This is a genomic window from Rubrimonas cliftonensis (assembly GCF_900107585.1).
In the GTDB taxonomy this organism is placed as follows: Bacteria; Pseudomonadota; Alphaproteobacteria; order Rhodobacterales; family Rhodobacteraceae; genus Rubrimonas; species Rubrimonas cliftonensis.
This window is the reverse complement of the sequence record NZ_FNQM01000067.1, coordinates 1-3,339: the sequence shown is the minus strand read 5'-3', so window position 1 is coordinate 3,339 and position 3,339 is coordinate 1. Positions and strand designations below refer to the sequence as shown.

Below are 3,339 nucleotides of genomic sequence, written 5' to 3'. Positions count from 1 at the left end.
TTGCCTCCGCCTTTTGCCGCTCCTCAAAATTCGCAATGGCCTTGCCAACATCCTTCTCAAGCTTTTTGAGTTCTGCGTGTGAGAGGGCGGTCAGGTCGATATCGGACATTTCGACTCCCTATAATGTCAGACGCCTTCGCTACAGAGATTTGGCGAACTAATCAATCAGGACCCTTGCCTGTGTCTGGGAAGGATTGGAGCCGAGTGGTCTCTCATGCAGGCGGTAGAGCCCGGAACTTGGCACAACAATAGTCCGCCTCCCGATTGGCGAGTATCGAGATTGGACGCGCTCCAGCCGGCCGCGTCAAAGGCCGTCCATCGAGGTCTACCCTCCGCCTCACAACCGGCGGGAGCCGGCAGTGCCATCCGAGGCGCCGTGGCGGCGCTGAACGCGTTATGCGGAAAACTCGGTTTCAGGACGATCCGCTGATCGGAGCGAGGCCTCGGGGCGCGGGCATCCGCTACGAGACGACATGCAGCGCCTGTCCGGCCGGCTCACGATCGGCTGTCGGGCTGCCGGCTTTCAGCCGCCGACGCTGCGCAGCGCCGCCGTGCGCGCCGCGCCGAAGCCGCCGGCGCTTGCGACCGCCGCCCGCGTCATCGGCGGCGCCGGGCGCGCGGCCGTCACGGGCCGGATCTGCGCGCTGGAGCCCGAGACTTTGGACCCGGGCGCCGCGAACGCCATCCGGTCGCCGCCGCTGGAGTGCATCGCGCCTGTCCGCGCGTCGCGATAGAGCGGACGGCCCACATAGTCCGCCGCGCCCGAGCGCATCATGTTGCCCATCATGTAGCCCATGATGAACGGCATGTAGGAGAAGCCGGCCTCCTGCGTTTGCGGGTCGTCGGCCACGCCGCCTGCGGCCTGAGGCGGCGCGCACACGCCCGCGCCGTGCTGCTCCCCGCACAACGCCAGGCTCTCGTAGCGCGGCGCCTGGGTGGCGTGCTCGGCCAGCGCCGTCCTGAAGGCGGCGTCGCAGTCGGCCGCGCTGAATTCGGCCATGTCGGCGGCGCGGCGGCACTGGTCGGAGTTCTCGAAGAAGGTCAGGTCACGCGGCTCTTCGCAGGCGGTCAGCGTGAACGCGCCTGCCCCGATCAGCAGGGCGGAGGCGGCGCGAGAGCGCTTGCGGCTGATCATCACGGTCGATCCTTCACATGGTTGGCCAGAAGATAGTCCCTGAGCACCGTCGGTCGCAACGGCGCGACGCCGAGTCACGGCAGGATCACATGCGGCTTGAAGCGCGACAGATCCTGCGTGATGCGGCCTGCGTCCTCGCGCACCCCCAGTCCGACGCAGGCTTCACCGACGATCCACGCCCCCAGCACCGGCCGAGCGCCGTCGAACGCCGGCAGCGGCGCGTAGGCCTGGGCGATCATCGGATGGGCGTCGTAGGCGCGGTCCGCCGACTGTTCAGTCACGACGCCGCCCTCGACGATGCTGACGCTCGCCCCCTCTCGGCTGAACAGCGGCTTCAGCACATGCGCCCCCGTCATCGCGTCACGCGCGCGGGCAACCAGCGGATCGCCACCGGCCATCTCGTCGGCGAAGAGCGCGGGCAGAAGGTTCGGATGTCCTTCGTGGCGCCGCCACAAAACAGGCAGTAGTCCCTTGTTGCTCAGCAACGCCTTCCAAGCAGGCTCGATGATCCGGCAGCGCGAGGCCGGGATGGCCGCGGCGAAGTCGTCGCGCAGCATGTCTTCCCAAGGATACAGCTTGAACAGCGTGCCGATCACCCGCGCCTCGGCGTCGGCGAACTGGCCGGCCCCGGTCACGCCGATCGCGTCGAGCGCGACATAGTGCGGCGTCAGCCCAGCCTCGTTGGCGATCCACGCCATGTATTCGACCGTCGCGAAATCCTCCTCGACGCCTGCGACCGACGCGAAGTGGATGTCGTGGCCCTTCGGAAACAGCGTCTTGAACCGCTCCGCCATCGCCTCGTGCACCGCGTTGAACTGATCGGTTCCCGCCGGCAGCGCGCCGGTCGCGATCTGGTCCTCAAGCCACAGCCACTGGAACGAGCCCGTCTCGTACAGCGACGTCGGCGTGTCGGCATTGTACTCCAGCAGCTTCGCCGGGCCGTCGCCGGAATAGGCGAGGTCGAGCCGGCCGTAGAGCGATGGCTCGCGCGCCGCCCAGGACGCCGCGATCATGTCGCGAGCGGCCTCTGGGATCGCCAGCCGATCCAGCAGCGCCTCAGAGGCAAGGATGGCGTCGACCGCGTCAAGGCAAAGGGCGTGCAGGTCGGTGGCCGGCGCCTCGACGTCGCGCTCGATCTGTTCGAGCGTGAACGCGTAGGCCGAGGTCTCGTCCCAATAGGGCGCGCCATGCATGGTGTGGAACCGGAAGCCAAGCTCGTCGGCCTTGCGCTTCCAGTCCGGGCGTTCGGCGAGCGCGATGCGCTTCATCGGAGTTCTCCTGGCCGGGCCGCCCGGCGGGTCGCGATCGGCGTCTGCGCGAAGCGGGCGCGGGACGCAAGCGCCGGGCTCACCAATGCCGAGTGCCGGGCGCTCCCTAGATCGCGCCGTCTAGGTTCGGCGTCACCCTTCCGCCGTAGAAATCAGCGGGGGCGGATCGGCGTGGGGTCACGACGCTGATCGGCACCGTAGGTGATTGATGCCAAGCGGTGCGAGGGGGCACGCCTCGGTGCTTGTTCAAACGCGGCTCCCGGCGCTCATCGCCATGGCGTCATCGTCCGGAGCGGTCCGCTCCGCGCCACGCACACAACAAATGTTGTCAATGTGGTTTCAGCATCTTACATTGAGTCGCCATGCCAGAGGAGACCTCGATGCCCCGGCTTTCAATCGAAATCAGCTCCCAGGAGCATCAGCAGCTCAAGGCTATGGCAGCCCTCAAGGGCCAAAGCATCAAGGACTACGTGCTTAGCCGCGCACTGGTCGATATGCCCAATCCTGTGAGCATGACCGACACCGAGGCCCTGCAGGCGCTCAAGGACCTGCTAACCCCGCGCCTCGTCGAAGCTGAGGCGGGCCAAGTCGTGACCGCGACGGCCGACGACATCAAGCGCGAGGCGCGGGTTCGCCAGAGCCGTAGATGACCGCCTATTATCTCACGCAGTCCGCACGGGAAGACCTCATCGACATTTGGCTCTATACCCAAGAGAGTTGGGGCGAGGCTCAGGCCGACAACTATCAGGACGCGCTGCATCTGTGCTGCGCACGGATCGCCGCCGATCACGTCCAGACGAAGCCCGTGCCGGGTCTCGAAAGGGTCCGGTCGCATCATTGCCGGCATCACTATCTGTTCTTCATCAAACAGGATGCCGCCGTCACCATCGTGGCGGTGTTGCACGAGCGGATGGACCTGATCGAGCGCCTGCACGA

The 3,339-nt window shown here is 66.7% G+C and carries 4 protein-coding genes; 2 read left to right on the top strand and 2 right to left on the bottom strand.

Annotation, left to right across the window (positions count from 1 at the left end; translation table 11 throughout):
• Window positions 1-523: 523 nt before the first annotated feature.
• Both BLW43_RS22460 and BLW43_RS22455 read right to left on the bottom strand, forming a co-directional pair.
• Entirely contained in the window at window positions 524-1,135 is a 612-nt protein-coding gene (locus BLW43_RS22460) for a DUF1190 domain-containing protein (RefSeq protein ID WP_093257138.1), read from the bottom strand.
• Between the two features lie 74 nt (window positions 1,136-1,209).
• Window positions 1,210-2,403 (bottom strand): glutathionylspermidine synthase family protein, encoded by a 1,194-nt coding sequence (locus BLW43_RS22455; RefSeq protein WP_093257135.1) that lies wholly within the window; start codon window positions 2,401-2,403, stop codon window positions 1,210-1,212.
• A 362-nt stretch (window positions 2,404-2,765) separates the two neighbouring features.
• On the opposite strand from BLW43_RS22455, the gene BLW43_RS22450 reads away from it, so the two are divergent.
• Together BLW43_RS22450 and BLW43_RS22445 are read left to right on the top strand one after the other, a co-directional pair.
• Window positions 2,766-3,053, top strand: coding sequence for an antitoxin (locus BLW43_RS22450; protein ID WP_217632293.1), 288 nt, complete (start codon window positions 2,766-2,768; stop codon window positions 3,051-3,053).
• Window positions 3,050-3,339, top strand: a 290-nt coding sequence (locus tag BLW43_RS22445; RefSeq protein WP_093257131.1) for a type II toxin-antitoxin system RelE/ParE family toxin, incomplete at its 3' end; no start/stop codon positions are given. The genes BLW43_RS22450 and BLW43_RS22445, both read left to right, overlap by 4 nt.